The following is a 26,495-nucleotide window of genomic DNA, read 5'->3' as shown; positions in this document are numbered from 1 at the left end:
CACTTAAAGAAGCGTTTGGGTTATATGACTTACGTCATCGCTTATTGCGATCTCGTAGATAGCATATAATTTTATCTACTAACAGATTAACCAATTGAATAATCAACTTAGTCAAAACTGCAATCGCAACTTGCGCGATAATTTTGCGCATCTTCCTCACCTCCCTTCATGTTAAGGAGGTGCGATGACAAATAAGATTATATCAAAATAAGTTAATGATTGATATATGAAATTAGCAAATAATTGTTCTTTTTTGAATAATCCATGCTATAATATACTCATAACGAGCATTTGGCGTGTTATTCCTCATTGGGGTAACACCCAAAAAGCCATATCAAGTTGCACCTTGATATGGCTTTTTGCATGTTTAAATTCGGGCTGTAATTATTTAAAATGAACTGGTTTATTCAGTAAATAATGCTATAATATACGTGGTTATGCTACTCATAAATTTTCTTTTCTAGCACTTTGGGATGATCTCGCTTGAGTAGTACAACCTTCTCTAACAGTTTATCTTATACAACTAACTTCGGGGTCATCCATATACATATAAAAGAGCACTGCTTTGATGAGCAGTGTTCTTTTTGTTTGCATTACAATAGGAAATGATCCGACAGTTTAACTTAACTTGTTAATTACATAAACGAATAGTTTTCAAATAATTTTGTTATTATTTTGTAAAATTTATGCAAAACTAGAGATTTCTTATGTGAAGAATAGTGAGAAAATACGCTAAATACATTGCTAAATAAGGTTTTACCATTTGTGATGAAATTATACTTTCAAAAAGTTAGTGAAAGCGTTTATTACAAAAGTGTGTAAAATTGCTTAACGCCTTGCATTTTCGTTAAAAGGTTAGTACAATATGAAGCGTGGTAAGTAATAGCTATGCTTCAGGTTCGCAAACCTGTACGCATGCGGGTTCTTCAGTCAGATAAGCTACCTCATAAGAGTTATAAACTTATGATTTTGACTTGAAGGATGTTGTAACAATGTAGGCTCAATGCGACTGAACCTATAGTCTATTACGATTTTGTATATACACAAGGAGGAAGACCACATGAAGAAAAATTATAGATTTGTTAGCGCTGCTGCTGCTGCATTATTAACTGTAGCTCCAGTTGTTGCTGGTGCTGTTTCACCAGTATTCGCTGATACTACAAACACTACGAATGGTAGTGTACCAGTTTCTGTAAATGGTAATGGTACTGCAACTAGTACAGCTAAAAGTATAGTTGTAACTTTGAACATTGATAATGCAACTAGTTTAACTGAAGGACCTGCTTCAGCAGTTAAAGCAAGTTTAACTACTAATGCTGGGAAAATTGCTATTCCTAACGACAAGAAAGCAAATATTTATAAAGCTTCAGATGTTAATAAAGATGGCACAGTTAAAGCTGGTGCAACACCTGTTCAAAAGATTGAAAAAGGTGGAACATATATTGCTGTCTTACAACAAGTTCAAGTTGGTAACTTAGATGCGAACGCTAATGTTACTGTTAATGGACAAGCTAGACAGACCGATGGATTTGGTAGTATTACGCGTCCTGTAACTGTAAATAGTTCAGTATTTACTGTTCAGGATTCATCAAAGACTGGTACTCCATATTTCTTGGATGGTAAGAATAAACAAGTTTCATCTATTAAGGTTCCTATTGTTAAAGGTGCAAGTGATAGTGTTGATGGAATTACTAGCTATATTGTAAGTAATTTTAAGATTTCTTCTACAGGTACTGCTAGTGTTTCAGAAGCAGCTTATGAATCAGCTGTGAAATCTGCGATTCAATCAGCATTGGCAACCAATGGAATTACTATTAAGAGTGACGGTACTTTTGATGTTCCTGCAGCAGATTTTGTTGCTCCAATCACTGTGACTGCAGATAATGGTAAAACTGCTACTTTAACTGCTAATATGAAGGTATCAAGCAACAGTAATGACAAGTTGGTATATCCAGTTATTTGGTTAAATCAAAAGAGTTACATGGGTCAAAATCAAACTATTGAATTGACTAGTGCAAATAAGAAAGATTTTGCTTCGACTAGTGTTAATGGTACTGTTGATGAAAGCAAGATTGAAAATGCTTTTGTAGCTACAGTAAATGGTCACACTACTAATACTTTGTCAGTAAAAGCTGATATTAGCAAAGTAAATACTAAAGTAGCGGGTGTATATCCCGTAACTGTTACTGCAACAAATGCTGATGGATTAACTTCAAGTGTTGTATTTAACTTTACTGTTGGTGACCCTAATGCTGATTATAAGACTGTTCAATCTGATACAGACATTCCAGTATACACGATTAACGGTAATAACGTAACTAAGACTACAACAACTGTTGCTAATGGCACACAAGTTGCAACTTATGGACAAATAACTGCTAATGGTACGAAATATATGCGTATCAATAGTGCTGATTCTAATCAATATGTTGAATCTAAATATGTTGATGGTTCATACAAGCCACAAAAGCAATCAACTGTAACTGTTATGCATAATGCTTATATCTACGACAAGGATCACAAGCGTGTAGGTACTAAGAAGATCAGCTCATACACCAACACTACTGTTTACGGTGACAAGACTAAGCTTAACGATGGTACTGACGCATACATGATTGCTGATGGTCAATACATCGATGCTGGTAACGTTGATGGTTACAAGGTAACTTTGAACCATAATTCATACATCTACAAGACAAGCAAGAAACGTGCTAACCACAAGAAGTTATTGAAGGGCTCAACTGTAACTGTTTACGGTTCTTCATTCACTTTCAAGAATGGTCAAAAGTACTACAGAATTGGTAAGGGTCAATACATCAAGGTTGTTAACGCTGATATCGTTAAATAATTGATTTATTGAATCTAGTCTAAGAAAAAGCGATGGGAAACCATTGCTTTTTTTGTTGTGTAATACAAGATAGTAGGTAAGCTAGTGTTAAATATAAAGAAGATCATAGAAGAAGACAAGTATGAAAAAGAAAATATAAATAAAATATTGGAGAATCAAGAAAAAATAAGTAGGCAAATTGAAAATGTTAATAAAACGAGTGAAACTAATTTTACTAAACTTAGCAAACAGATTAAAAATATTAAACAAAATAGTGAGCAATTTCTGGATACTAAGATATCAGATATACCCAAAACAAGATTCTTAAGAAATCCAATACAATGGTTAAAAGAAAAATTAGGATTTAATAATGTATTAAAATATGTAGCTATTATGCATTATGAGAATACTGATAATGGTGTAAAGCAATATAAAGTAGAAATTTTGAATAATAAATATCAGACTTTAAAAGAATTACCCAAATTTAAATGTTATGAAAATTCTAAAAGTGTGATAATTAGTAACTTTGAAAATGAAAGTAATTATTTATTTGATACGAATAGCTTGGCAATGCCCGTTGTAGATAAGAAGTTAATTAATGCTAAAAAGAGAGGTAAAAAGTACTAGAAAAAAAGGAAAATTTAGTGAAAGAGATAAAATACTAAAAATATTTATTACTAAAGAGGAAATAATAGAACATGTAAATAGTGATGGCACTACTAAAAGAAATATTGCGTGGTGTTCAAAGTGGCAAGAAAGAAGTTCTGTGTTTTCTCTGTGTATTAGTTTTTTAAGTTTAATATTATCAAATGTTTTATTAAATATTCCATTCAGTAATAGTAGAGATCAAAAAATAAAGTTAACTATCAAAAAAGATATTGCAAAGGGAATTATTTATAATAATAAACTTCAAATTGATACAACTTTTTTGCTGTCAGCAATCTGCATTATTGGAGTATTGTATGGCATAGTGATAGGTATGATTTGGTTTTTCTCTCATGCAAAATATGAATTAACTTTAAATTCAGATATACAATTACATTTGACGCGTTCATTATTTTTACCCATTATTTCTTTTATTATAATGATCGCTTATGCAATTATTTCAATACGCGTAATTAGAAAGCCAACTACTAATTATATTGGGGTTATAATAGCTTCTTTTTTGTTTTTGCCTTTAATAGTAATTGTTCCTTTTTCTAATATTTGTTGTTATCTATCGTATAAGATGCATATAAATAATATGCCAGTTTTTATTAGGATATTTTGGTTTGTATTATTGATAATTACTATCTCTTGTTTTATAATTTCTCAATTTTACAAAAATTTTCTAGCTGAGATGTTTTTTATAATAATTGGTATGATTGGTATTTTTATTGAAATCTTTATTTATGACTATTATTGTGATGATATGAAAAATATTATTTAATTGCTAAAATAAAGTTTTTAATGGTAAAGTTAATGAAAAGAAGTAGACAGGTATAGATACGTACAAGCAAGATTAGAGATACATGAAGGCAATACCTTATGGTTAAAAGTTAAGTAATATACGTAAATTAGCTGGCCTCTCTGATGGAGAATCAACTTACTTAAGTGTTTTACTTTAACAGATAGTTTAATATGATGTTGCCAAGCATTCAGACTTTAAGGGAATTAAGCAGTCTATTTCGTGTAAAATCAGCATATTTTTATTAGCTGAATATCTTAGGGATAATTTTTCAGATAAGCAGCTAGAGCACAAATTTTGATCACGTTTTTTTAAAATTCGGGACTAATATTCTTCCAAGTCATTGACTAAGTATATATTAAATTGTATATTTATTAGGTATAGACTTAAGGGAGGAAATATTTTATGAATTTGGATACAGTATCTAATTTGGTTGAAGCGATTGTAGCTATAATCGCACTTTATTATGCTTATAAAGCATACAAGGCATCTACAGATGCAAATATAATTGCGAGTCAGCAGTGTAATAAAGAAATAGAAAGTATAAATAATCAGCTTAATCCAAAACCAAACTTAAAATTTTTTGTTGAGTCTAGAGTTGAAAATGATGAACTTAATGGTGTTAATTTAATTTGTATGAATGTAGGTAACCAAGCTGCCATTTTAAAAATAAAAACTAATGGTAATGAATACTTAAGTCCATATGAGAATAATAAAGAATATAGTGAACTTGGGCATTATAATTATGATATATCAAACAGAAAAGCTATATTACCAAATAAAGAAATCAAACTTTATATAGGTGAAAGATTGTTATATGGCTCTAATACGAAAAAGTTTGATAAAAAAATGTGTTTCGAAGATGAAGTGGATCATAAAGATTATATACTTAATTGGACAACTACGGATGGTACTCCTAAGCCTACAGTAAATGTTAAAACGGTAAATGTTGAAAAGCATCCTATAAATTAATAGATCTAAAATATTTAATAAGCTTGTATTTTTAATTAAGATTATGATAGAAATTAACTTTTAATTAAATACAATGAAAGACAGCGATTTAGTCGCTGTCTTTTTTGATGGAGAGTTAAGCAGATTAATGTTAGGTAATTAAATATAGTCATAAAATTAATCACTTGTTTGTTAAGGTATCAGATGGTACCATACTGTTAGAGCTGATTAAATGACGAGTCAAGTGCATTTCAGAATGGATTCTGAAGATAAGGCTAAATTTGAAGTAGTTCTCAAAAACATTGGTTTAACACCAGGCGAGGCCTTTAGAATTTTTGCAAAAAAATCTATTGAAGCTGGAGGCATTCCGTTTGAAGTAACTGAGCCAGCTCCAGAACTTCAGCGTTCAATTAAGAGTCGTGATTATGTTGACTTTGATGATCCAGAAGCAGGGCTTAAGTGGCTAAATGAGTGATTTTGTCTATAAACCTGCTTTTGAAAGTCAGTTCAAAAAGCATTACAAGAAGATGTTAAAAGGTAGCAAATATCAAGCGAAGGATTTTGAGCGAGTTTACCGCAAATTATTATGTAATAAACCGTTAGAAGCAAGATATAATGACTACCCGTTAATTAACCGTAGACCAGAACGAGACTTACATATCAAGCCAGACTGGTTGCTAATTTATAAATATGATGGTGAGTATGTAGATTTTATTAATACTGGTTCACGTTCAGATTTATTTAAGTAAGTTGATTTGCGATGATTTTTCATCGCTTTTTGTTATGATTATTTATTTAGGATCTTTGTTAAATATCCTGAAACATATAGTTAAATATAAGTATTAATTGAAAGGAGAATGCATATGTGGGCAACGACTAATAAAAAGAGAATCCAGGTTCAAGTTGATCGCCATCTTGCTTTAACCAATGCTTTTAGTAATTTGCCAGCTAAAGAAATAAATACGGATCAGGAATTAGAAGATTGGATTAGCGAGAGTGAAGAATGACTAACTAAAAAATCATATAAATATGATTCCTTAATGGTCACTCCTCGAAAGTAAGGCTAGTCTTGTCTTTATAAATTTTAGTTTTCATGTTACACTTATATGTGTAATAAAAAAGAGCTGTGCTCCAACACAACTCCTTAACGTAGAACCACTAAAAGTGGTTTACTACCTGAAATTATAATTTCTTTCAATACCGTCATTCCAGTCAGAGGTAGACGGTTTTTGCTTGTTCAAAATTAATTGAACAAACTGTTTAGTAGTTCAACTACAAGTGGTATTGTGTTCATTATCAATATCGCTACTAGTTGATACTGCTTGATTTTAGCTAAATAAAATGCTAATCCCACTAAACTAATAGCAAGAAGTAGCATTAGCGCCAAAATGATTTCCAACTACCTGTCCTCCTTTCTGATAATCGATTGGAGTATGAATCCACTCATGCTCATAGGCATCAGTCCCTTCATGCACAGGTAGTAAACCGTCTTTTAACTTTTTACGTCTTGGATACTATGACAAATTGATTGTTCGGTTGTCTTTATAATTTTACACTTTCGTGTTAAACTAATTCTGTAATGAAAAAGGAGCTGTGCTGTCACACAACTCCTTGACGTAGATCACTTAAAAGCGATTTACTACCAGAAATTTAAAATTTTTCAAAACCGTCAAGTTCCAGTAGAAAATCTGACGGTATTTGTTTGCTCAAAATTAATTGAGCGAACTTCTTAGCAGTTCAACTACAAGTGGTATTGTGTTCATTATCAATATCGCTACTAGTTGATACTGCTTCATTTTAGCAAGCTTAAATGCTAATCCTACTAAACTAATAGCAAGAAGTAGCATTAAAGCCAAAATGATTTCCAACTACCTGTCCTCCTTTCTGATAATCGATTGGAGTATGAATCCACTCATGCTCATAGGCATCAGTCCTTTCACTTACAGGTAGTAAACCGTCCTTTAACTTTTTCTACGTCTTAAATATTATAGCAAAATGATTTATCGCTTGTCTTTATAAATTTCAGTTTTCGTGTTAAACTATTTTTGTAATAAAAAAGGAGCTGTGCTGTAACACAACTCCCTGACGTAGTTCCACTAAAAGTGGTTTACTACCTGAAATTATAGTTTTTTTCAAAACCGTCGTTCCAAGCAGAAGTAGACGGTTTTCGTTTGCTCTAAATTAATTGAGCAAACTGTTTAGTAGTTCAACTATAAGTGGTATTGTGTTCATTATCAATATCGCTACTAGTTGATACTGCTTCATTTTAGCTAAATAAAATGCTAATCCCACTAAACTAATAGCAAGAAGTAGCATTAGCGCCAAAATGATTTCCAACTACCTGTCCTCCTTTCTTACAATAGATTGGAGTATGAATTCACTCATGCTCATAGGCATCAGTCCCTTCATGCACAGGTAGTAAACCGTCTTTTAACTTTCTACGTCTTAAACATTATAGCAAATTGATTGTTTAGTTGTCTTTAATTTTTTTAACAATATGTCCTGCGACTAAAGATAAGTATTGCTATTATTTCATTAAATAATAGGTAGTGATTTTAGTGGCTGCTTTTTTTGATAGGGGAATTATAGTAACAAAACGATAAAAATGTTTAAAATTAGACAGCTTGAACTACAATACTTGATTATTAAATTAAAAATTGTTCGTACTTAATATGTACAATGTGTATAATTATTCATATAGAATATATTTTTCGTGCCAGGAGAGAATTATCATGACAATGACAGATTTAGCAAATCATATTCTTTAAATGATGTTGCTGATGGGCGAGTTTTGTAATTGGAATCTAAAATTTGAATGTCAAAAGAGAAGATGTACTTGAATATTTAAATCCTAAAAAAACAGTAAGGAATAAATTTTGTATAATTGGAGCTTGTTTAACCCAAGCACTCTAATAGCCCAAGCATAAAAACTTTGGCTATTTTTTATTTTGCTCTATGAAAGCGATAACAGTTTTAGTATAATTATATAAGTCAACAAATACTAAAATATATTATCATGGAGGACAGTAATTTGCCTGAAACGACAAATCAAGGTTGGTGTTTACCAACTGCTAAGAAGTACCGTAACTGGTCGAAGGCTAAGTTGCAGGAGGAAGTACAATCGCCGGCATTAAGCGGGTATCTGGTGGATGATGCTAAATATCGCGTGAATGAAAATACGCTTGCCATTTATCAATTTCAAAAGCAGCCACTGTTAAATAAGTATAAAAGTGCAATTTTTGACCTACAAAAAGGAATTGTTTTGTGCACCAGCAGCAGTCGGTCGTTAATTAACTCATTTACGCAAAACAACTTACTAGGTGGGTTGGAGTTTCAACGCGAGTTTGCCAATTGGCTTAACCAGAGGTCACATTATGTGATTGCGACTGGCAAGCGTGCCTACTTTTCGATGCATGGCTACACAACTGGCGATACTGACTGGGTGGCGTTGCATCACATGGCTAATTTTCGCTCTCTTGGCAAGTCGACCATTGCCTTTAATACGGTGACGTGCCGAGGGTTGACGTACACTTTTACATTTACAGATTGCACGCGTTATATCAGTACGCAGGTCTACAGCAGCTTGTACTACAACCATGCCATGTACAAGCTTGGGAGTAATCACTTGGAGTATTCTTTAGGTTGGCAGGTGCGGCGAACGCAGGGTAAGTCACTACTTGATAAGCGTGCCTACTTTCACCCACATCCAACGCTAAATACATCGTCTCTCAAAGATATTTATCAGGCTGTCTTGGATAAGAGTCATGCGCGTTATGGCCAATGTTTGGCAAAGCTGCTTGAGCAACCGTTAATTCAAGATGACCACCATACTGTTTATCTTTCGAGTAGACGGCCGAACACATTATTTTAATTGTACTGCACGAATTAACTAATTCGTGCTTTTTTTCTGACTTTTTTACCCAAAAGTAGAGGCTAATTATACGATAGTTATTCTTAAGTTGCGAAAATTCTCATAAATTGTATGCCTTATTTATTAATTGGTATCGCTTACTTTATTTGCTTTTTAATCATTACTCAATCTTGCTAATCTAATAGTGCACAAGCGCTTGTGACAATATCGAAACCGAGGAAATGTCACAGATGAAGATTAATAGAGAGGCTTTTATAGCCGCTTGGGAGAATCAAAGATTAGTTCGGGGCGCATTAAAAGCCGCCCACGTTAGACAGGACTATACTAATTATGATGACTTGTTGCAAGAAGGAATTTGCGTTTACGCACAAATGTTAGATCAGCCTGGGAGTTTATCTCCAGAAGAAGTTGATCGGCGGAGTTTTCGCAAGATTATCTGGCATACGATTGACCAGCTGCGCAAGGAACAAAAAACGAGTGAGCGGCAGACTGAACTTGAGCAAGCACGCGATTTGGGCATGATGAATAACTGGGACAACTATTTGATCTTAGAACGAGAAGTTGCGCAGATGTCAGAATTAGAACAATTGTTATTTTTTCATAATTTAATTGCTGGTGAACCAATTAGTGCGTTAGTCCAAGAGGCCCGTGTCACGCGGGTACAGTTGCAACGGATTAAACGTCAATTATTGGCTCATCTGCGTCAAGTTCTGGATGTGCAGATTACTAATTTGTAATAAAATGACGGGCAATATTACTTTTTGACTACAATTAAATGGAAACTATTGTCTAGTCGAGGTTTGCCCGATACAATAAAGATGTCGATTAAGGAGGACACATACTTTATGAAAAATAAATTTATCACTGGTTTTGCTGCCGCGGCTTTATTATCGTCAGCCGTTATACCAGTTACCAACAACTTAATTGCTACTTCTCCAGCCAAGGCTGAGAAGGTCAAGGCTGCTACGGATAATCAAAGTGCGTTTTTAGCTACTGCTGCTTCACAAGCAAAGAAGGTCGCTAAGAAGTATGGTTTGTACCCATCAGTAATGATTGCGCAGGCAATCATTGAGTCTAACTGGGGCCAATCAGGGCTGTCTGTTAATGCCAACAACCTGTTCGGGATGAAGGCCGACGATAGCTGGACAGGTGATGTCTACAGCAGTAAGACGCGCGAGGTCGATAAGAACGGCAAGAGCTATTATGAAACTGCCAAATTTAGAAAATATTCAAGCTATCAAGGTTCATTTGATGATAATGGAATGAAGCTGCGTGAAGGTGTCAGCTGGCAGCCAGATCGCTACCAAGGCACTTGGCTTGAGAATGCGGCTAGTTACGGCGCTGCCACTAAGGCTCTGACGGGAACTTATGCCACTGACCCTAATTACAACACAACCTTGAACCGTCAAATTACAACCTATAACCTAACGCAATATGACCCTAAGATTTCTAACGCCAGTGCTGCCTACACGGTTAAGAAGTCCGGTGCAACTTATGCTTGGCCGACAGACCATTCGGTTTCCGCAAAGACCAACTCAATTACTAAGGGCGATAACGTTACTGTTACTAAGACCATCACATTTTATAACGGTAAAAAGAGAATGTACATTGCTGGCAAAGGTTGGGTTAATGGCGCAAGTCTAAATCTCGGCAGTGCTTTGCCACCAGCATCTCAAGCTCCTAAAGGTGAAACCAAGGTTAAGAAGACCTTGATGCACAATGCTTATGTTTATACTTCAAAACTAACGCGCGTTAAGGGCATGAAAGCTCTTAAGGCGGGTAGCGAAGGCAAGGTCATTGCCACTTATGGTACCAAGAAGATCAACGGTAAGAAGTATTACCGGATCGGAGACGATCAATATGTTGCTGCCGGCAATATTGATGGTACAATGCGCATTTTGAAGCATAATGCCTATGTTTACAATGATTATGGCAATCGTGATAATGAAACGACAGAAAAGAAGGGTACAGCTGTAGCTACTTACGGTTCTACCTACACGATTGTTGGCCAAAAATATTACCGTATTGGTATCCATCAATATGTCAAAGCCGGTAATTTTAAATAAATCATAGTAATAAGGAATGAAATTTTAGATGAAGATAAAGAAACTAATAACTACTATTGCTATCGGAGTAGGTTTAGTTGCGCCTGTTTTTGGAATGAGTCAAAGTGAGACAGCGGAGGCTGCCTCGATTAATTCGCTTGCGAAAGAGAACGATTATGTGGGTGTGACCTACCTATACAAATTGCTCCAGACAGAGGGGATTAAGTATAATAAATTTTATGCCAACGGTAATAAGATTAAGTATCGCTATGGTAAGCCTGAAGGAATAGTGATCCACGAGACAGCAACGCCTAACGCGACTGCTTATAACGAAGCCATTTACTTCAACCGTGAATGGATGAAGATGTACGCTTATGTTCACGCCTTTGTTGATCACAAGCAAGTTATTCAGATGATGACCCCTAAGTACGGTGTTTGGGGTGCCGGTGCAGTTGCCAACAACCGCTTTTTCCAGATTGAATTAGCTGAGGAAAACACGCGGGATAACTTTGCTAAGAGTGTGAACAACGATGCGATTTATGCAGCCAAGATTTTGCACCGTTATGATTTAACGCCAAGTAATGCGGTTAATACTGGTAAAGGGACAATCTGGTCGCACCATGCTGTTTCTAAATATTTAGGCGGCACCAATCATACGGACCCTGACGGCTACTTTAGCAAGTGGGGCTACTCGATGAGCAAGTTTTACTCCTTAATCAAGTATTACTATAACTTGCAGGGTGCTGACACTGATGTGAGTGCGACCGATACTGATACTTCCACAACCGATGGAACAACCGCTGATACAGCAACAACAGTTTCGCAAGCACCAACTGGCAAGCAGACTTTGATGCACGATGCCTACACTTATAACGGCCAAGGTGAGCGCACAAGTGCAGCTTTGAAGACCGCTGGTACTAAGGTAACAGTTGGTAATTCTAAAACTATCAATGGTAAAAAGTACTTGCAAATTGGTACCGACGAATATGTTGTTGCCAGCAACATTATTGGTAAGACGCGGAAGCTGAGTCATAATGCCTATGTTTATGATACGGCTGGTAAGAGAACGAACGGTGTTAAGCTTTATCGCGGCAGTCGTGTTCGTACTTACGGTGGCAAAGTTGTGATTAATGGCATGATCTACTACCAAATTAATACTACTGAATTTGTGAAAGCCGCAAATTTTAATTAAATAAAATCACTTTAGGAGTTTAGCTTATTCCTAAAGTGATTTTTTCGTTAGTCTTAAAATGTTCTGCAGTGGTTGCCTCATGAGTTTATAATGTAAGTAAATTTAAATTACTGAATGAAGTGAAAATATGAAAACAAAGCAGAAATTATTACTCGTGGAAGATTATTCGGCAATTGGCGGTATTTCTACGACCACGGCAATTAGTGTTATGAGTGCATTGGGAATTAAGTATGGCAGTCTGCCGACGCAGGTTTTATCAACGCAAACTGAGGGCTTCGGCACTCCCCGGATAGCTGACTTAACAACGTTTATCCCACAAGCATTTGCACATTGGCGACAGATTACTGACCTGGACTTTACAACAATATTAACGGGGTATCTTGGTAGTCGGGCAACTTGTAAATTGCTGGCTGAAGAATGTCGTCAGGGCAAGTTTAAGCAGGTAGTTGTTGATCCGGTGCTAGGGGATGACGGCGAACTTTATCCTGAATTAGTGCCAGCAGATATTGCGGCGGTCAAGGAACTAGTAACGACTGCGACCGTGACAACGCCAAACTTAACTGAATTAAATTTTTTATCTGGAACTAAATATAAGTTGCGCGCAACGGCTAGTGATGCAGAGTTGGTGCAGGCAATTAAGGCAGTTGAGGGGCAAAGCAAGCAACATTTACAAGTGGTAGTAACTGGTGTTCGCCGTGGTGAACAGATCGGCTGCTGCTGGTTAATGCAGGGGCAACTGCACTATTATGGTCAGGAATATGCTGCAGGGCATTTTTATGGTGCCGGTGACTTGTTTGCGGCTAGTTTGGCCGGGTTACTTAATTTGGGGTGGACGTTACCTGCTGCCGTTAAGACGGCAGTCACTGCCACACATCTGGCAATTGCAGCCAATAAGACTGAGAAGCAGGAAGAACTACGCTACGGGATGGACATCAGCCCGGTGCTAGCGTATTTAATCGCACAAACGAAGACAAAATAAAAGCTGCAGTTAACCCATTAGTGGTTAACTGCAGCTTTATTTGATTATTAAACTGACTTAACGGCGGCAGCCAACACATCCATAACGGTCATGCTGTGGTCGTATAATTCGTTGGCAGTATCTACGTCGTGATTGTCGATAATGTTGACAAAATCGGTGAATTCACTGGCCATTCTGTGATCGAATTTGTTTAAATTAACTTTCTTCGTTTCACCGGTGCGTAACTCAATGGTGAAGTTGTCAATCACTCCAGTTGAACCATCGAAGTAGATTGAACCCTTTTCGCCCTCGATGAATGACCGCGGCGTCGTATAACAGTCCTTGGCTGCGACCAAGGTTGCCTGTTTGTCCGCGTATGTCAGGTTCAAAATTCCGGAAGTGTCAATGTTTTTCTGCATTACTGGGTAATATTGAACGTGGTCGGGCTTGCCGAATAAGCCAACGGCGAGGTGAATGTTATAAATATTTAGGTCCTTCAAGGTACCGCCATCTTTTGCTGGATCAAAGACTGGCTCAATGATACCTTTTAGGAAGTTGTCATAGCGACTTGAATACTGGGTGTAATTGAGCGAGACAATGTGAACTGGCCCAATCTTAGGCAAGATACGCTTGATTGCCTTGTAGTTGGGCAGATGAATGTTGGTAATTGCCTCAACGATAATTACGTGGTGTTCGTCCGCAATTTGTTTGAGTTCCTGGGCTTGAGCAGTTGTTGCCATGTATGGCTTTTCACAAATTACGTTTTTGCCAGCTTCAAGTGCCTTTTTAACTACCTCGTAATGCAAGGAGTTAGGGACAGCTACATAAACCGTGTCGACATTGGCATCATGATAAAGTTGGTCATTATCGGCAAAGACTTCCTTGATGCCATATTGTTTAGCTAAATCGCGCGCAATCTGTTGACTGCGCTGAGTCGTTGAAATTGCAGCCAGTTCCAAGTTAGCAATTTTATTTGCTGTTGTTAAAAAGTCGTGGACAATTTTGCCGCTGCCGACAATTCCTAATTTCATAGATAAGCCTCCATCTAAAATACGTTTTTAATTACCTTTATGTTAACATAATTCAATTTAGGCAATAAAAAAAGATGTCACTTAAGACATCTTTTTAGTATTTAATCTTTAGGAGCTTGGGTAGCAGAGCTAACAATGTCACTTGGAACAGCTAAATCACTGTGTTGACCAAATTCTGACATGTCCATGCTGAAAGTAAAGGAAATTTTCTTACTCAAGCCAACTTTAGCAGATAGCTTGTAGTCAGTTAATTTATCGTTAGTTGTTGTCATCTTGACACTAACGTTCTTGAATTTCGTCTTTTTCAGTTGCTTTTTAAGAGATTTTTGTTCTTTCTTGGACAACTTTGTAGACTTGGCTGTATCAAGCATAATTTTAGAAAGCCATTTTTGATCGGTAATCTTGCCACTAACAGTATAAGCATCACCAGAATGAGTTAACTTAGCTTTCTTAGCTAGCTTCTTATAAAAGGCAGGATTGGTAGCTGCTTGAGTGGTGTCAGTAAATGAAGCTAAGTCTTCCTTAGACATATCGTCTTTAATCCAAGTTTTACCGCTTAGAACGTAAACTTTGCCAGTGCCACTGTCAACCCATTCTTCTACGCTGGTTGGCAAAAGCTTACTGTTAGCAACCATATGGACAACGATTGGCTTGTTGCCCATTGTCATTGTGCCGTTGAATTTAAGTTGCTTTTTACCAGTTTTAATACCGAACTTGATGGCTGCCTTAGTATCGGTAGCTTTGGCTAGATCTTGCTGAGTTACTTTAATGACGTCAGCCTTGCTTGTGCTAGCGGCAACAGGTTGTGTTGCAGTAGTGCCAAGAGCACCAAGGCCAATAGCGGCTAATAATGTTATGACAGTTTTCTTGAATTTCATAATTTCACCTCATATTATGTTGTTACCTAATAGCACTACATGTTAGCGCTATTCTATATGTATAAGTGCATTATACAGGTTGAAATTCTGATAGACAATAATTAATTTATAATTTGATATAAAAATCACGATAAAAAGACCACTTTTGCCGATAAAAGTGGTCTGAATTAATTGATATTATTTCTTATTATTTTTCGGTAATGGCTTAGCATTTAACGCATTGCTTGGCAACTTCAGGAAGTCTTGTCGTCCCATGTTGCCATAACTTTGGCCGGCACTGAGCTTCATCGCCTTGCCTAAGCTAATGTTAACAAGGTAGTTGAAAGAGTATAACTTGCGATTTTTAACAACTAGCGTAACAGTCATATCCTGGAATTTGCCGGCTTTTTCAAGTTTACGATAGACCTTTAACTGCTGTGGGCTTTGAGTATTGGTTGTAAAAATTGGCTCAACGGCTTTTTGCATAATTTTAGTGTCATTAATTGTCGCGGTCAGCTTGTAAGTGTTACCTTTGCGCGTCATCTTGTAAGCCTTGGTTAAGGCAGCTGGTGGACTCATTAACATGGCGTTGTTAAAGACAGCGTCAACCAAATCTGCATACGAGTGGCCCGTGATTTTAGCAAGGTCAGCTTTGTACCAGGCACTCTGACCATTAAGATAGAGGTGGTTCATGTTGTCGGCCCACTGCTCTGAATTTTGAGTTTTGCCCTTGGCCTGCGTTTGGTAATTGACGTGGAAGACAGTTGGCTTGCCGCCAAAAGCCGCATTGGTGATGACAATTTGTTTAGTAGTGTCATTACCCAAGGTAACGGTTTGCTTAACCTGCCCACTTTTGAATGTCTTTTGTGAGGCGTTAATGACCTGGCTCTTAGTTAAGATCGGCTCGCTCTTCTGCTGCTTCTTAGAACAACCGCCGACAATTAAGGCTGCGGCAAGGCTAAGACCAATGATTATTTTTTTGAATTTCATAGTATGTGAACATGCTCTTTTCTAATAATACTTGTTACCCTTATTGTATCGTAAAATCGCTAGCTAAAAAATGATTTTTAATGGTAAACCCTATGAAAATAAAAACGAAATGTGTAAAATAGTAAGTGAAACATTTAATTTGCAAAGGAGATATTTCATGTCAAAATTAGTTTTGATCCGTCACGGACAAAGTGAATGGAACCTTGAAAATAAATTTACTGGTTGGGTTGATGTTGACCTATCAGAAAAAGGCGTCGAGGAAGCAAAGAACGCAGGTAAATTGATTAAGAAAGCTGGTCTGCAATTTGACCAAGCCTACACTTCAGTTTTAACTCGTGCTATTAAGACATTACACTATGCTTTGGAAGAAAGTGGTCAACTTTGGGTTCCGGAAACCAAATCTTGGCGTCTTAACGAACGTCATTATGGTGGTTTGCAAGGCTTGAACAAGAAGGCAACTGCTGAAAAGTTTGGTGATGAGCAAGTTCACATTTGGCGTCGTTCATATGATGTGTTACCACCAAAGATTGAGGACAATTCAGAGTTCAGCCAAGTACATGATCGTCGTTATGCTGACCTTGACCCGAACATTATTCCGCGGACTGAAAACTTGAAGGTTTGCCTTGGCAGAGTAATGCCTTTCTGGGAAGACCACATTGCCCCAGACTTGTTAGCTGGTAAGAACGTTATTATTGCCGCCCACGGCAACTCATTGCGTGCTTTGACTAAGTACATCGAAAACATTTCTGATGCTGACATTATGAACTTGGAAATGAAGACTGGTGAACCAGTTGTTTACACCTTCGATGACAAGCTGAAAGTCACTAACAAGGAAAAATTGGATTAATTAAGTCCTAATTAAAAGAACCACCTCGTAATTGAGGTGGCTTTTTTTAGTTTGAAAAATTATCAGGCTAATGCGTGCGTATGCTTTTTACTTCTACTATGCAAGTAATTGATTGCTGCAATTACTGCTATGCATAAGTCACCACAGGCACAGATAATCATAACATTACACGGGTCGTTGCTGCCCATCATTTGGTTAATGCCGTTGACAATCTTAGGCGACAGCACCGTACCGATATTCAATGCGATCATTAAAATGGACTGCCCCATCGTTGCCGTATCACTGTTAGTTAGAAGAGCCATCCAATTGTAAATGAATGGCAGACAGAAACTATTGCCGATGCCCATGATTATCAGAGCACAGATTAGAACAACAATGTTATTTGCTTGTGAGAGAGTAAAGTAGCCGGTCATAACTAGCAAGAAGCCGATTGGAAAAATAATTTTACCAACATGCTTCATCATATAACCAAATAGTGAGGCAGTGGCCATTGTTGCAATTTGAACAATTCCTGCAACTAGCGCTGCCGTACTAGCAGAGCCAATCTGCTTCTGAATGATCAACCGTGGCATTGTAAAGTTAATCGGCATGTAGAACACTAGAGTTGCTAACATAAAGAAACAAGTCAAAGCCATTTCACCTGTGAATTTAAATTTGGTCTTGCTTTTTTGTTTCTTAGTTGTTTCTTGTGGCCGATCAATACTGACAAAGAGCCCAAACAATACAATTGGTAGGATTGGTATTAGGTAAACTAAGAAGGCTTGGTGCCAGCCCCAAGCAACAAGGCTACCAACTGTGAATGACCCGAGAGCACTGCCTAATGTCTGAACCGTATTCTGGTAACCCATCATGTGTGCCATTGTGTTTTTATCATTACGGTAAAGCTGCACAATTAGGCTAGTACATAGTGGCATAAAGATACCGAAAGCTAAGCCCACGATGACTCTAGCTGCCAAGATAACTTGGTATGAATTACTGAAAAAGGGAATGATCCCTAAAACAACAATTCCAGCCAGCCCAATTAGGATTGTTTTCTTTTGGCCAATCCAGCGAATAAGTAAAGGACAGAATAGAATACCCAAAATTTTAGCTAAATTGGGAATGGTTGATAAAGTATCAATCTGCTCTTTAGTAACGCCAGGAAAGTGCATTAACGGCAATGCTGGAGAAATGGTTGGTGCCAGCATTACCGCCAAAGAAATGGATAGTACAGAAATTTTGAAAACAATGCTGTTGTGGGAAATGTTTTTCATAATTATTCTCCGAAGTCAGTGGCTTCTAGTGTGTGGCGATGTATTTTTGTGCTGCAGCGGCGGCGATGGCACCGTCATTGGCAGAAGTCAAAACTTGGCTGAGGTATCTCTTACGTGTGTCACCTGCAGCGAAAATTCCTTGGTTGCCAACACTCATGTCTTCTTTGGCGTGCATGTAACCTTGGTCGTCAAGATCAACAATGTCTTTAACAACTGCAGTTGCAGGCATCATACCAAGGAAGAAGAATACGCCATCGCAAGGCAAGTCGCGAGTTTCACCAGACTGCATATCCTTAATCTTCAAGCCTTCAACGTTCATGTCGCCGTGAACATCCTCAACTGTTGTATTCCAGATAAAGTGCATCTTTGGTTCTTTGTCAGCACGTTCCTTGTTAGCAGCGCTGCAGGTAAGGTGACCTTCTGGCTTGTTAACGATGACGTCAACTTCGCTCGCAAATTTACAAATTAACAGGCCTTCACTGATGGCTTCATTATTGTCGCCAACAACTGCAACCTTTTGGTCTTGGTAGAAGTCGGCGTCACAGGTTGCACAATAGGAAACACCCATTCCAGTGAATTCTTCTTCGCCGGGGATGCCCAGTACCCGCGGTGTCATACCTGTTGCAACAATTAACGTTTTGGCCTTGTAATCAACTTTACGAGTGTGGACAATCTTGTAACCATCTTGGATTTCAATTGATTTTGGTGCTTGCATTTTAATAATGGCACCAAACTTTTCGGCATGGGCGCGCATTTTGGCAATTAAATCTTCACCAGATGACTCTAAAATTCCGGGGTAAGTTGTAATTTTAGTGATTTGGTTAGCACGACCGCCAACCTCGTCTTTTTCTAAAATTACGGTTTTCAAGCCATACCGAGCACTAAAAAGACCAGCAGATAAGCCAGCTGGGCCAGCACCTAAAATCAATACATCACAATCTTCCATAAGAATTCTCCTTTTAAATAAATGATATTATTCACATTTTGTAACTATCTATAGGATATAACTTTTTGTAACCGCTAATATATAGGGGATTCCTATGTGATATAAGTTTTACATATATACTAAAGTAAGCGCTTTTGGATTAAACTAATATTGTGAAAAAAATAATAATATTTAAAAGGAGTGTCAAATATGAAAGAAATTAATTCTGAGTTTTTTGACGAAGTTGTTGAAGACGATGGGCAAAAATGCTTGATTTTGTTTTCACGTAAGACCTGCCCTGTTTGTAAAAAGGTTCACCCAAAGATTGAGGACTTGGAAGATGAGTTTCCAGATATCCCGTTTTACAACGTTGATGTTGAGGAAAATCCAGGTTTACAAGCTAAGATGCGCTTGAAGGGCGTGCCTCATGTGATTTTATTTGATGATGGTGAAGCAGTTAGTCGTCTCAGCGGTAATCATTCCGAAGATGAATATGCAGATATGCTTTCTGAGTAATAATTAAAGGAGAAAAAATATGGGAAGAAGCGTTTATCCAACAGGAACTGTTAGATATAATCCAGACAAGACATGGAGTGGCTACACTCTATTTAATGCTGCTGGTGAAGGTGCAGTGCTAATTGATATGTCTGGTAAAGTTGTTCACGAGTGGAAGGACCTGCAAGGCTTTCCTAACAAGATGATTCCTGGTGGTAAAGTCTTTGGCTCGCTGCGTTGCCGTGACCGTTTTGCTGCATACCAAGATTATGCTGATTTAACCGAAGTCGACTTTGATGGTCAGCCGATTTGGAGCTTTAATCACAATCAAGAAGTTGACGATGAAGATGTTGGCAAGGGCTGGGTTGCTCGTCAGCACCACGACTACCAAATTGAAGGTAACCCAGTAGGTTACTATGCACCAGGTCAAGACAGTAAGGATGACTTTAACAAAGTTTTGCTGTTGACACATAACAATGTTAAGAAGCGCAAGATTTCACCACAACCATTGCTAGAAGATGTCTTGATTGAAATTGACCGTTCTGGTAAGAAATTGTGGTCATGGCATATTTTGGATCACTTCCGTGAATTCCATTTGACTAATGTGCAAAAGAACGCAATGTTCCGTGATCCTAACACCCAACAAAGTGGTGAACAAGGTGAAGGCGACATTTTCCACGTTAACTGTGCTAGTTACTTAGGCCCGAACCACTGGTTTGATGAAGGTGACGAACGATTTAATCCTAATAATATTATTATGGATTCTCGTGAAGCAAATATTATGTGGATTGTTGATCATGAAAGCGGTAAGATTGTTTGGCAAATTGGTCCAGATTACACTGCTACTCGTGCTTTGAGATTAATGGGACCACTTGTTGGTATGCACCATTCACACATGATTCCACAAGGATTACCGGGTGCCGGTAACATTATGGTCTTTAACAATGGTGGTTGGGCCGGATATGGCTTGCCTGATCAAACTTCTAAGACGGGAATGAAGACTACTCGAATTGATACTTCAAGAGTAATTGAATTTAACCCAACTACTTTAGAAGTTGTTTGGACATTTGCCGCAACTAACTTTGATAGTAAAGTTCCGTTCCATGGTCACCACTTCTATTCACCGCTAGTTAGTGACGCACAGCGTTTACCAAACGGTAATACCTTGATTGATGAGGGTACTGAAGGTCGGTTCTTAGAAGTTACTCCTGATAAAGAAGTTGTTTGGGAATATGTTTATCCACATGTTGGTGAATATTTAGTATACCGTGCTTACCGTATTCCTTATGAATGGGTACCACAATTGACCAAGGAAGAGCCTAAGGCAATTACACCACCTGCTATTGCTGATTTCCAAGTACCTGGTGCTGCTGATCCTAACTTCAATGATGATGTTAAGGTTTCAGTTGAAGGTGCTACTGGTTATGGTAAGGGTGCTGCATTCTGTGTAGATAAACTTTAATTAGGAGATAAAAATGAAGCTCGTCCAGTTACAATATTTTCTAAAAGTGGTTGAATGTCATTCAATTTCAAAGGCTAGTTGTGAACTATATATATCACAGCCCGCATTAAGTGAGTCGATCAAGTCTTTTGAAAACGAAATGGGTTCCAAAATCTTTGAACGTACTCGTAAGGGCGTGGAATTAACTCCAAAGGGTAAACAGGTTTATCACATTGTGCAGAAAATCCAACGTAATGTGGAGGAACTTAAGCGATTTGCAATTAGCAATGAAGACATTGAGTCAATTAATCTTGCAGTAGTACCGATGATATCGGGATCAATCTTTCTCAAGATTATTAATGAGATTTACCAACAATTCCCGAAATTAGAGATTTCACCGGAAGAGTTGCGACCTAAGAAACTTTTGGAACAACTGCGTGATGGCAAGATTGATATTGCTCTCTGCAGTAAACGTAAAAACGACGAGACTTTATTTAATACAATTATCTCTGAAATGAATTTACAACATAAAAAATTACTGGATGTACCGCTGAAAGTTTATGCTTCTGTAAATAGTCCGTTAGCACATAAAAAAGAGATTACTGAAGCAGACGTTGTGGGCCTAACCTGTTTTGTCTTAAATGATTACAAAAATGGTGCGGGCCCTAAACAGCAGTATGTATTATCAAGTCGTGACATTATTTTTAATGCTGTTGCCCACGATCGTGGTTATACGGTAATGCCGGAGACGGCATCAATTGGAAACGATTATTTTATTTCCGGTCAAATCTGCACTATTCCCCTTGAGCAGAAGCAGACCGTACCCCTTGAAATGATCTATCCAGCCAAAAATAACGTGACTAAATTGGATAAACAGATCTGTTCAATTATTGAACGGACGCTACTTGATAACTACTAAATTCAATAATATGCAGAGACCTAATTCTGAAATTTATTGGATTAGGTCTCTTTTTGTCCAGTATTAAAATTAATATAGTAACAATTAATAACTCTATAGGCAGTGATTAATTAGTATAGTGTGCACTAACTAAATATGACAATTGCCAGAATGTTGTAAGTAAATAGTGTTTTTTAATTTTGAAGGAGAAAAGCTATGGAGAATGAAAGAAGTATGCCAGCCTTATCTAGTTATAGATGGGTAATATTAGCGGTTTTGTCGCTGATGAGCATGACTAGCAGTTATGTACAATTTCAAGTTTCAGCCTTGGCAACAAGAATTATGCCGGTGCTTCATATTACGCCAACACAATTTTCAAGTTTGTTAATGGCACCAATGCTTGTTGCCGTATTTTTAAGTATTCCCGGCGGAACCTTGGGGGACAAATTTGGACCTAAGAAGGTTGTTGCTAGCGGATTTATTATTTCAATTATTGGGGCATTCGGTCGTTTAGTTGCCAATAACTTCGCTACAATGATGATTGCCTTATTGATGTTCGGCGTTTACATGGCGCTGGGTAATGCTAACTCGACTAAGATTATCGGTACTTGGTTTAAGCAAGATACTGGTATCGCAATGGGAATCTGGTTTGGTTGCGGTACGATTGGTACGACTTTATCGCAGTTGACGGGTGTTTTGTTCAAGACTGTTCAAGCAGCCTACATGTTTTCATCATGTGTATTAGTAGTTGTTGCTTGTTTTTGGGTATTACTGATTAGAAATGCACCGAAGGGTGAAGCCATTCCTAAACGTGAACCAGTTACTAAATACTTTGGCGTTGCTGCCAGAAGTAAGAGAGTTTGGATGCTTTGTATTTGTGGTGGTATTGTTAGTGCTGCTTCAATGTCCTTTATCGGAACTTTGCCACAGATTTTGATTAATTCTAAGGGAATTAATCCTGCAGTAGCTGGCGTTATGACGTCATGTGCTTCTATGGGTGCCTTAGTTGGTTCCATGGTTGGGCCTGCAATCATTAAGAAGCTGAATAATGCAAGACCATTTATGCTTTTTGCTGTTATTTTGTCAGGTATCATGATCTTCATGAACACGAAATTAACAGGTGGAGCATTAATGATGTGCAATTTAGCCTTAGGTGGCTTGTTCGGTTCAATGACAGGTCCGGTTTTGAAAGGAATGACAATTCAACTTCCAGAAATTGGTCCTAAATACGCTGGTTCTGCTGGTGGTATTGGTGGTACTGTTTCAATGCTGCTTTCTTATGTTGTTCCGGTAATGATTTCTGCAATTGCTGGACATAATCCAGTAATGACGATTGGTCTGCAAGCATTATTGCATGTTAGTGCAGTAATCTTCATTTTAATGTTGCCAGATGCCAACCACGTTAAGTAAAAATCATTTTAAGGAAAGAAATAAAAATTATGGAAGCAAAAAAATTACCAGTTCTATCAAGTTATCGCTGGGTTATTTTGGGAATCATCGCGTTAATGGATATGATAAGCAATTATACTCAGTTTCAGATTTCCGCTTTAGCTACGCAAATTATGCCGCAATTGCATATTTCAACAGCACAATTTTCAAGTTTGCTAATGGCACCAATGCTAGTTGCTGTATTTTTAAGTATCCCAAGTGGGATGCTAGCTGACAAGTTTGGTGCTAAAAGAGTAGTAACTATTGGCTGTATTGTATCGGTAATTGGTGCTTATGGTAGACTATTTGCACACAGCTTTATCACTATGATGCTAGTGTTAATGATGTTTGGTGTCTATATGGCGCTGCTGAATGCAAATACGATTAAAATTTTTAGTACTTGGTTTAAGCAAGATACTAACGTTGCAATGGGAATTTTCTTTGCTTCAGCAAGTATCGGGATTACGTTGTCGCAATTGACTAATTCACTATTTGCTAATGTGCAGGCAGCCTATATTTTTTCATCAACAGTTTTACTGGTTTTGACTGTTCTGTGGATTTTGTTTGTTAAAGATACGCCTGAAGGCGAACAAGTACCTAAGTCTGAACCAGTTACTAAATATTTGAGTGTTGTTGTCAAAAGTAAGAAGACTTGGTTAGTTGGTATTACTGGAGGAATCGGTTCAGCTGCAACTATGTCATTTACTGGAATTTTGCCGCAAGCGCTGATTAATGGTAGAGGAGTAGCAGTAGCTTCTGCTGGTGCGATAGCCTCTGTTGCAACTATCGGAAGTTTGCTTGGATCGCTAATTGCTCCAGCTGTTACTAATAATCTTAATAAAGCTAAGCCATTTATGCTTTTAACTAGAATCGTTGCTGCAATTTCAATTTTTGCTACTTGGTTTGTGCCAATGGGCGGATTAATGATGGCGAACTTGGTTATTGGTGGTTTCTTTGGAGCAGCTAATGGCCCACTGATGCAAGGCATGGTTGCTGCATTTCCAGAGATTGGTCCTAAATATGCTGGTAGTGCCGGTGGTTTAGTTGGTACCATTCAACTATTACTTTCATATATCTTTACAGTTATTATTTCAGCAATAGCTGGACAGAATTTCATGGTTACGTTTGGTATTCAAGCAGTTTTGACTGCTGCAACGATGATCTTTATCACGATTTTGCCAGATGCCAACCACGTTAAGTAATAGAAAAATTAAAGGTGATGAACGAAAAGCTCATCACCTTTTTTGATACAAGCAATTTACATTGTTTATAATATTAATTTGAAAAATGTTTTGAAAGTTGCAAAATTTGCAGCTAATTTTGCTATAATTAATTGAACATGAGATGAAGCTAGAATGCGGTGACTAATTTCTAAACTGAGGAAGTGGTGCTTATGGTGTAACAACTATTAAGTTCAGAATCCTAAAGAAAGGATTAGTCAGGTACACATGGATACTGTTATTGCCTTCGGATTAACTGTTGCAGTGATTATCTTGGTATTGGTAACAGTAGTTAAGCAATTAGTCAGCTTAATTACTGAAATTACTAGCTTAGTTAATGCTTTTAGTAGCTTGAAGGCTGCTTTAAAAAAATTTAAAGCAAACAAATAACCGCTCTAGTTCAGCAGACAAAGGCGGTTAACAGTTAATTGTCTAAGTCACCGCTTTTTAAGCGGAAACTCATGTTAAGAAGTCCTGATGTCAACGGGGCTTCTTTTTATTTACAGCCATATTATAGCATGGTTGTAAAAAGCAAGCAAATAACCGCTCTAGTTCACAAAGACAAAGACGGTTATCAGTCAAATATCGTTAAGTCACCGCTTTTTAAGCGGAAACCTATGTTAAGAAGTTCTGACACCAACAGGACTACTCACAACTGTATTATAGCAAAAAAGCAAACAATTTAACAACTTTTTGAAAAGCCTTACATTTAGTATATAATTAACATAAAAGATGTTTATGAACAGGAATGCAAAAATGAATTTTACTCAATTACATTGTTTTGTAAAAGCTGTGGATAATTCAAGCTTTACAATTGCAGCCGAGGCTTTGAATTTCACGCAACCTGCTGTATCTAAGAATATTAAGGATTTAGAAAATGAACTGGAAGTAACACTGATTAATCGTGGCCATCACCGAATTTCGCTGACCAATGCTGGTAAGTACTTTTATAAAGTTGCTCGTAATGTAGTTGACGATATGGATTATGCTAGTGAATATTTAAAAAGCCAGAAAAATAAGGTGGGCGACTTAATCCGTATTGGCTTTTCCAATACACCCCTTGAGCAAAGGTTAATGCCGCTGGTTTTACAGAAATTGCATCGAGCCGATAGTAAGTTGGAAATTCAACTTGTGGATATTTTAACTAATACTGTGTCGGTTTTACTTAATCATCGCGTCGATGTCTGTGTTATTTCTCGCGACTCAATTGATGTTGTAGGGGATGTTAAATTTGAAACTTTAATTCCTGGTGGCTTTGTGGTTGCTTGCCCAGCTGGCTCGCCTTTGAGTGAACAAGAAAAGATAACCTTGGCTGATTTAAAAGATCAAAAATTATTTATGTTTGATCCTAATAATTCCTTTAGTTTTCAAATGCAAAATTCGTTGATTGCTCAAATTGGACTTGAACACATCAGATTTGTGCAGGACTTTTTTACAATGGGTATTTATGTCAAAGCAAATTTTGGCTTAGGCATATTGCCGAATTTTATCGCTGATTTTGAAAATAAAGACGTAGTTTATGTGCCTTTAGATTATGCTGGAATTCCACCTTATGGACTGGCTTATATTGGCTCAGTAGCCAAGGATGTCGATATTTCAAAAATCATTCAGGTATTTAAAGACGCAATTAAGGCAACTGTTAATAATTAATTTACAGATAGCAAGAGTATATTGTTGGTTTACCAGTAGGACTGACAATATACTTTTTTTGTTTTGCCAAAAAAGCACGGAAGACTAGCCGGCCGACTGAGACATTCCATTTCGTTATCTTAAATTCTAATGAGCTTGTTAAGATAACTAATTCACATGTTAATTTAAT

28 protein-coding genes are annotated in these 26,495 nt (G+C 37.3%); 20 read left to right on the top strand and 8 right to left on the bottom strand.

Annotated features, from left to right (window positions below; all coding sequences use genetic code 11):
• Positions 1-1,060 precede the first annotated feature (1,060 nt).
• The 7 genes from OZX76_RS08935 (at position 1,061) to OZX76_RS08905 (ending at position 6,232) form a co-directional block, all read left to right on the top strand.
• Entirely contained in the window at positions 1,061-2,848 is a 1,788-nt protein-coding gene (locus tag OZX76_RS08935) for an SLAP domain-containing protein (protein WP_277179588.1), read from the top strand.
• A gap of 84 nt (positions 2,849-2,932) precedes the next feature.
• Entirely contained in the window at positions 2,933-3,454 is a 522-nt protein-coding gene (locus OZX76_RS08930; RefSeq protein ID WP_277179586.1) for a hypothetical protein, read from the top strand.
• The gene (locus tag OZX76_RS08925) at positions 3,426-4,256 is read left to right on the top strand and encodes a hypothetical protein (RefSeq protein ID WP_277179584.1); all 831 of its coding nucleotides are present in this window, start codon (positions 3,426-3,428) and stop codon (positions 4,254-4,256) included. Before OZX76_RS08930 ends, OZX76_RS08925 begins: the two co-directional genes overlap by 29 nt.
• Positions 4,257-4,679: 423 nt before the next feature.
• The gene (locus tag OZX76_RS08920; protein ID WP_277179582.1) at positions 4,680-5,246 is read left to right on the top strand and encodes a hypothetical protein; all 567 of its coding nucleotides are present in this window, start codon (positions 4,680-4,682) and stop codon (positions 5,244-5,246) included.
• Between the two features lie 211 nt (positions 5,247-5,457).
• Positions 5,458-5,700 (top strand): type II toxin-antitoxin system RelB/DinJ family antitoxin, encoded by a 243-nt coding sequence (locus OZX76_RS08915; protein WP_277179580.1) that lies wholly within the window; start codon positions 5,458-5,460, stop codon positions 5,698-5,700.
• A complete protein-coding gene (locus OZX76_RS08910; RefSeq protein ID WP_277179578.1) occupies positions 5,693-5,974 on the top strand; it encodes a type II toxin-antitoxin system YafQ family toxin in 282 nt (93 codons plus the stop codon). The genes OZX76_RS08915 and OZX76_RS08910 overlap by 8 nt, the downstream gene beginning before the upstream one ends.
• 114 nt (positions 5,975-6,088) lie before the next feature.
• Positions 6,089-6,232 (top strand): hypothetical protein, encoded by a 144-nt coding sequence (locus tag OZX76_RS08905; RefSeq protein ID WP_277179577.1) that lies wholly within the window; start codon positions 6,089-6,091, stop codon positions 6,230-6,232.
• A gap of 236 nt (positions 6,233-6,468) precedes the next feature.
• Here OZX76_RS08905 and OZX76_RS08900 read toward each other — a convergent pair whose 3' ends face one another.
• From OZX76_RS08900 to OZX76_RS08890, 3 genes are all read right to left on the bottom strand, one after another.
• Positions 6,469-6,624: a hypothetical protein gene (locus OZX76_RS08900; protein WP_277179575.1), complete on the bottom strand. Its 156-nt coding sequence runs from the start codon at positions 6,622-6,624 to the stop codon at positions 6,469-6,471.
• A 313-nt stretch (positions 6,625-6,937) separates the two neighbouring features.
• Positions 6,938-7,093 (bottom strand): hypothetical protein, encoded by a 156-nt coding sequence (locus OZX76_RS08895; protein WP_277179573.1) that lies wholly within the window; start codon positions 7,091-7,093, stop codon positions 6,938-6,940.
• Between the two features lie 313 nt (positions 7,094-7,406).
• Positions 7,407-7,562, bottom strand: a complete 156-nt coding sequence (locus OZX76_RS08890) for a hypothetical protein (RefSeq protein ID WP_277179571.1) — start codon at positions 7,560-7,562, stop codon at positions 7,407-7,409.
• A gap of 694 nt (positions 7,563-8,256) precedes the next feature.
• Between OZX76_RS08890 and OZX76_RS08885 the strand changes: the two genes are divergently transcribed.
• From OZX76_RS08885 to OZX76_RS08865, 5 genes are all read left to right on the top strand, one after another.
• The gene (locus tag OZX76_RS08885) at positions 8,257-9,096 is read left to right on the top strand and encodes a hypothetical protein (protein WP_277179569.1); all 840 of its coding nucleotides are present in this window, start codon (positions 8,257-8,259) and stop codon (positions 9,094-9,096) included.
• 230 nt (positions 9,097-9,326) lie between these two features.
• Complete coding sequence (locus OZX76_RS08880; protein WP_277179567.1) at positions 9,327-9,833, top strand: sigma-70 family RNA polymerase sigma factor; 507 nt, start codon at positions 9,327-9,329, stop codon at positions 9,831-9,833.
• Between the two features lie 108 nt (positions 9,834-9,941).
• On the top strand, positions 9,942-11,162 hold the full coding sequence (locus OZX76_RS08875) for a glucosaminidase domain-containing protein (protein WP_277132143.1): 1,221 nt from the start codon (positions 9,942-9,944) through the stop codon (positions 11,160-11,162).
• A gap of 28 nt (positions 11,163-11,190) precedes the next feature.
• Positions 11,191-12,333 carry an SLAP domain-containing protein gene (locus OZX76_RS08870; protein WP_277179566.1) on the top strand — a complete coding sequence of 381 codons (1,143 nt, stop codon included), beginning with the start codon at positions 11,191-11,193 and terminating at the stop codon, positions 12,331-12,333.
• Positions 12,334-12,460: 127 nt separating this feature from the next.
• A complete protein-coding gene (locus OZX76_RS08865; RefSeq protein ID WP_277179564.1) occupies positions 12,461-13,312 on the top strand; it encodes a PfkB family carbohydrate kinase in 852 nt (283 codons plus the stop codon).
• Between the two features lie 47 nt (positions 13,313-13,359).
• Here the strand turns inward: OZX76_RS08865 and OZX76_RS08860 are convergent, their stop codons facing one another.
• The 3 genes from OZX76_RS08860 to OZX76_RS08850 all read right to left on the bottom strand — a co-directional run bounded on the left by OZX76_RS08860 (position 13,360) and on the right by OZX76_RS08850 (position 16,169).
• Positions 13,360-14,322: a Gfo/Idh/MocA family oxidoreductase gene (locus OZX76_RS08860; RefSeq protein ID WP_277179562.1), complete on the bottom strand. Its 963-nt coding sequence runs from the start codon at positions 14,320-14,322 to the stop codon at positions 13,360-13,362.
• 101 nt (positions 14,323-14,423) lie between these two features.
• Entirely contained in the window at positions 14,424-15,200 is a 777-nt protein-coding gene (locus OZX76_RS08855; RefSeq protein WP_277179560.1) for a DUF6612 family protein, read from the bottom strand.
• A gap of 177 nt (positions 15,201-15,377) precedes the next feature.
• Positions 15,378-16,169, bottom strand: coding sequence for a hypothetical protein (locus OZX76_RS08850; RefSeq protein ID WP_277179559.1), 792 nt, complete (start codon positions 16,167-16,169; stop codon positions 15,378-15,380).
• A gap of 157 nt (positions 16,170-16,326) precedes the next feature.
• Between OZX76_RS08850 and OZX76_RS08845 the strand changes: the two genes are divergently transcribed.
• Positions 16,327-17,016, top strand: a complete 690-nt coding sequence (locus OZX76_RS08845; protein ID WP_277179557.1) for a 2,3-diphosphoglycerate-dependent phosphoglycerate mutase — start codon at positions 16,327-16,329, stop codon at positions 17,014-17,016.
• A gap of 62 nt (positions 17,017-17,078) precedes the next feature.
• On the opposite strand, the gene OZX76_RS08840 is transcribed toward OZX76_RS08845, so the two are convergent.
• A complete protein-coding gene (locus tag OZX76_RS08840) occupies positions 17,079-18,269 on the bottom strand; it encodes an MFS transporter (protein ID WP_277179555.1) in 1,191 nt (396 codons plus the stop codon).
• Between the two features lie 25 nt (positions 18,270-18,294).
• Positions 18,295-19,215: an FAD-dependent oxidoreductase gene (locus OZX76_RS08835; protein ID WP_277179554.1), complete on the bottom strand. Its 921-nt coding sequence runs from the start codon at positions 19,213-19,215 to the stop codon at positions 18,295-18,297.
• A gap of 189 nt (positions 19,216-19,404) precedes the next feature.
• On the opposite strand from OZX76_RS08835, the gene OZX76_RS08830 reads away from it, so the two are divergent.
• The 7 genes from OZX76_RS08830 to OZX76_RS08800 all read left to right on the top strand — a co-directional run bounded on the left by OZX76_RS08830 (position 19,405) and on the right by OZX76_RS08800 (position 26,326).
• Positions 19,405-19,710: a thioredoxin family protein gene (locus OZX76_RS08830; protein ID WP_277132125.1), complete on the top strand. Its 306-nt coding sequence runs from the start codon at positions 19,405-19,407 to the stop codon at positions 19,708-19,710.
• A 19-nt stretch (positions 19,711-19,729) separates the two neighbouring features.
• On the top strand, positions 19,730-21,151 hold the full coding sequence (locus tag OZX76_RS08825; RefSeq protein WP_277179552.1) for an aryl-sulfate sulfotransferase: 1,422 nt from the start codon (positions 19,730-19,732) through the stop codon (positions 21,149-21,151).
• Positions 21,152-21,164: 13 nt separating this feature from the next.
• Positions 21,165-22,049, top strand: coding sequence for a LysR family transcriptional regulator (locus tag OZX76_RS08820; protein ID WP_277179550.1), 885 nt, complete (start codon positions 21,165-21,167; stop codon positions 22,047-22,049).
• A gap of 195 nt (positions 22,050-22,244) precedes the next feature.
• Positions 22,245-23,438: an MFS transporter gene (locus OZX76_RS08815; RefSeq protein ID WP_277132120.1), complete on the top strand. Its 1,194-nt coding sequence runs from the start codon at positions 22,245-22,247 to the stop codon at positions 23,436-23,438.
• Positions 23,439-23,467: 29 nt separating this feature from the next.
• On the top strand, positions 23,468-24,658 hold the full coding sequence (locus tag OZX76_RS08810; RefSeq protein WP_277179548.1) for an MFS transporter: 1,191 nt from the start codon (positions 23,468-23,470) through the stop codon (positions 24,656-24,658).
• A gap of 246 nt (positions 24,659-24,904) precedes the next feature.
• Positions 24,905-25,066 carry a hypothetical protein gene (locus tag OZX76_RS08805; RefSeq protein ID WP_277179546.1) on the top strand — a complete coding sequence of 54 codons (162 nt, stop codon included), beginning with the start codon at positions 24,905-24,907 and terminating at the stop codon, positions 25,064-25,066.
• 366 nt (positions 25,067-25,432) lie between these two features.
• Positions 25,433-26,326 carry a LysR family transcriptional regulator gene (locus OZX76_RS08800; protein WP_277143128.1) on the top strand — a complete coding sequence of 298 codons (894 nt, stop codon included), beginning with the start codon at positions 25,433-25,435 and terminating at the stop codon, positions 26,324-26,326.
• Positions 26,327-26,495: the final 169 nt, after the last annotated feature.

Origin of the sequence: Lactobacillus sp. ESL0677 (assembly GCF_029392875.1) — a bacterium.
Taxonomy (GTDB): Bacteria; Bacillota; Bacilli; order Lactobacillales; family Lactobacillaceae; genus Lactobacillus.
Note: the sequence above shows the minus strand (reverse complement) of the source record. Positions and strands in the feature narration are given on the sequence as shown.

Excerpts from the sequence above, each read along its gene's own strand:
- OZX76_RS08935 (WP_277179588.1), top strand. The coding sequence starts at position 1,061 with ATGAAGAAAAATTATAGATTTGTTAGCGCTGCTGCTGCTGCATTATTA.
- OZX76_RS08925 (WP_277179584.1), top strand. The coding sequence starts at position 3,426 with ATGCTAAAAAGAGAGGTAAAAAGTACTAGAAAAAAAGGAAAATTTAGT.
- OZX76_RS08920 (WP_277179582.1), top strand. The coding sequence starts at position 4,680 with ATGAATTTGGATACAGTATCTAATTTGGTTGAAGCGATTGTAGCTATA.
- OZX76_RS08915 (WP_277179580.1), top strand. The coding sequence starts at position 5,458 with ATGACGAGTCAAGTGCATTTCAGAATGGATTCTGAAGATAAGGCTAAA.
- OZX76_RS08910 (WP_277179578.1), top strand. The coding sequence starts at position 5,693 with ATGAGTGATTTTGTCTATAAACCTGCTTTTGAAAGTCAGTTCAAAAAG.
- OZX76_RS08905 (WP_277179577.1), top strand. The coding sequence starts at position 6,089 with ATGTGGGCAACGACTAATAAAAAGAGAATCCAGGTTCAAGTTGATCGC.
- OZX76_RS08880 (WP_277179567.1), top strand. The coding sequence starts at position 9,327 with ATGAAGATTAATAGAGAGGCTTTTATAGCCGCTTGGGAGAATCAAAGA.
- OZX76_RS08875 (WP_277132143.1), top strand. The coding sequence starts at position 9,942 with ATGAAAAATAAATTTATCACTGGTTTTGCTGCCGCGGCTTTATTATCG.
- OZX76_RS08870 (WP_277179566.1), top strand. The coding sequence starts at position 11,191 with ATGAAGATAAAGAAACTAATAACTACTATTGCTATCGGAGTAGGTTTA.
- OZX76_RS08865 (WP_277179564.1), top strand. The coding sequence starts at position 12,461 with ATGAAAACAAAGCAGAAATTATTACTCGTGGAAGATTATTCGGCAATT.
- OZX76_RS08860 (WP_277179562.1), bottom strand. The coding sequence starts at position 14,322 with ATGAAATTAGGAATTGTCGGCAGCGGCAAAATTGTCCACGACTTTTTA.
- OZX76_RS08855 (WP_277179560.1), bottom strand. The coding sequence starts at position 15,200 with ATGAAATTCAAGAAAACTGTCATAACATTATTAGCCGCTATTGGCCTT.
- OZX76_RS08850 (WP_277179559.1), bottom strand. The coding sequence starts at position 16,169 with ATGAAATTCAAAAAAATAATCATTGGTCTTAGCCTTGCCGCAGCCTTA.
- OZX76_RS08845 (WP_277179557.1), top strand. The coding sequence starts at position 16,327 with ATGTCAAAATTAGTTTTGATCCGTCACGGACAAAGTGAATGGAACCTT.
- OZX76_RS08840 (WP_277179555.1), bottom strand. The coding sequence starts at position 18,269 with ATGAAAAACATTTCCCACAACAGCATTGTTTTCAAAATTTCTGTACTA.
- OZX76_RS08835 (WP_277179554.1), bottom strand. The coding sequence starts at position 19,215 with ATGGAAGATTGTGATGTATTGATTTTAGGTGCTGGCCCAGCTGGCTTA.
- OZX76_RS08830 (WP_277132125.1), top strand. The coding sequence starts at position 19,405 with ATGAAAGAAATTAATTCTGAGTTTTTTGACGAAGTTGTTGAAGACGAT.
- OZX76_RS08825 (WP_277179552.1), top strand. The coding sequence starts at position 19,730 with ATGGGAAGAAGCGTTTATCCAACAGGAACTGTTAGATATAATCCAGAC.
- OZX76_RS08820 (WP_277179550.1), top strand. The coding sequence starts at position 21,165 with ATGAAGCTCGTCCAGTTACAATATTTTCTAAAAGTGGTTGAATGTCAT.
- OZX76_RS08815 (WP_277132120.1), top strand. The coding sequence starts at position 22,245 with ATGGAGAATGAAAGAAGTATGCCAGCCTTATCTAGTTATAGATGGGTA.
- OZX76_RS08810 (WP_277179548.1), top strand. The coding sequence starts at position 23,468 with ATGGAAGCAAAAAAATTACCAGTTCTATCAAGTTATCGCTGGGTTATT.
- OZX76_RS08805 (WP_277179546.1), top strand. The coding sequence starts at position 24,905 with ATGGATACTGTTATTGCCTTCGGATTAACTGTTGCAGTGATTATCTTG.
- OZX76_RS08800 (WP_277143128.1), top strand. The coding sequence starts at position 25,433 with ATGAATTTTACTCAATTACATTGTTTTGTAAAAGCTGTGGATAATTCA.